The following is a 1,663-nucleotide window of genomic DNA, read 5'->3' as shown; positions in this document are numbered from 1 at the left end:
CCGCCGCGGCGCGGCCGCCGCGGGCGCGAGGCCGGGGAACGTCTCGTCTGTGGCCATCGGATGCGGTCGCGCCTCGGGAAAGCACCTGCATCCTCCGCCCGGATCCCCTCCCCGGTGGTTTCGATCCGCCGCCCGAGGCCGGCTTTCTCGGCACGCGGTGAATCGAACCTTGCCGCGGGGATGCATGACGAAGCGCGGGAGGCATGACGCCGCCTCCCTTGACAGGCGAGCGACCCCGGCGCCTTGCTCCCGCCTTCCGCAGGTCCCACCTTGCGACGTCGCGGGGCCGGCGGGTCATGGCCCGACGCGGGCGGCGGATGCCGGGATCGCGCGCGGCAAGCGGAGTCTGATCGAGATGGGTTACAAGGTCGCCATCGTCGGCGCCACGGGGAACGTGGGCCGCGAGATGCTGGACATCCTCGCCGAGCGGGCCTTCCCCGCCGACGAGGTCGTGGCTCTGGCTTCGCGCCGCAGCCAGGGCCAGGAAGTCTCCTTCGGCGACAAGATCCTCAAGGTCAAAGCCCTCGACACCTACGACTTCTCCGACACCGACATCTGCCTGATGTCGGCCGGCGGCGAGACCTCGAAGGAGTGGTCGCCCCGCATCGGCGCGCAGGGCTGCGTGGTGATCGATAACTCGTCGGCGTTCCGCTACGAGTCGGACGTGCCGCTGATCGTGCCCGAGGTGAACGCCGACGCGGTGGTCGGCTTCTCCAAGCGCAACATCATCGCCAACCCGAACTGCTCGACGGCGCAGCTCGTGGTCGCCCTGAAGCCGCTGCACGAGGCGGCGACGATCAAGCGCGTGGTGATCTCGACCTACCAGTCGGTCTCCGGCGCCGGCAAGGACGCGATGGACGAGCTGTTCAACCAGACCCGCGCCGTGTTCACGGCCGGCGAGGTGAAGCAGGAGAAGTTCACCAAGCGCATCGCCTTCAACGTCATCCCGCACATCGACGTGTTCATGGAGGACGGCTACACCAAGGAAGAGTGGAAGCTGGTCGCCGAGACCAAGAAGATGCTCGACCCCAAGATCAAGCTCACGGCCACCGCCGTGCGCGTGCCGGTGTTCATCGGCCACGCGGAGGCCGTCAACGTCGAGTTCGAGCGACCGATCTCCGCCGAGGAGGCGACCGCGATCCTGCGCTCGGCGCCCGGCATCCTGGTGATCGATAAGCGCGAGAACGGCGGCTACATGACCCCGCACGAGGCGGCGGGCGAGGACGCCACCTACATCTCCCGCATCCGCGAGGACGCGACGGTGGAGAACGGCCTGAACTTCTGGTGCGTCTCGGACAATCTGCGCAAGGGCGCCGCCCTGAACACGGTCCAGATCGCCGAGCTCCTGATCAACCGCAAGCTGATCGGGCGGGACAGGAAGGCGGCCTGAACGTCGTCCGACGATCGGGATCCATGATTGATCAAGGCGCCGTCCCGCTGGTCGGGCGGCGCCTTTTCATTTTGCAGATCAGGCTGCCGAGCGATGAATCTCGATCTTGGACCGCACCTGCTCCTCGTCGCTCTCGCATCGACCAGCCCGGCGATCGCGAACGACGATCTGATGAAGCATCTGGCGAACCCGGCCGAGCAGGTGCTGCAGACGGTCGACTACGCCAACACGCGCTATTCGAAGCTCGACCAGATCAACGCGGGCAACGTCAAG

The 1,663-nt window shown here is 67.2% G+C and carries 2 protein-coding genes; both read left to right on the top strand.

Going from position 1 to position 1,663, the window contains the following annotated elements:
- Nucleotides 1-355: 355 nt before the first annotated feature.
- The gene (locus FV223_RS27025) at nt 356-1,390 is read left to right on the top strand and encodes an aspartate-semialdehyde dehydrogenase (protein WP_147729787.1); all 1,035 of its coding nucleotides are present in this window, start codon (nt 356-358) and stop codon (nt 1,388-1,390) included.
- Between the two features lie 93 nt (nt 1,391-1,483).
- Nucleotides 1,484-1,663 (top strand): hypothetical protein (locus FV223_RS27020; RefSeq protein ID WP_147729788.1); only part of this gene is annotated, 180 nt, incomplete at its 3' end.

Source organism: Methylobacterium sp. WL116 (assembly GCF_008039455.1).
Classification (GTDB): Bacteria; Pseudomonadota; Alphaproteobacteria; order Rhizobiales; family Beijerinckiaceae; genus Methylobacterium.
This window is presented reverse-complemented; position numbering and strand designations above follow the sequence as displayed.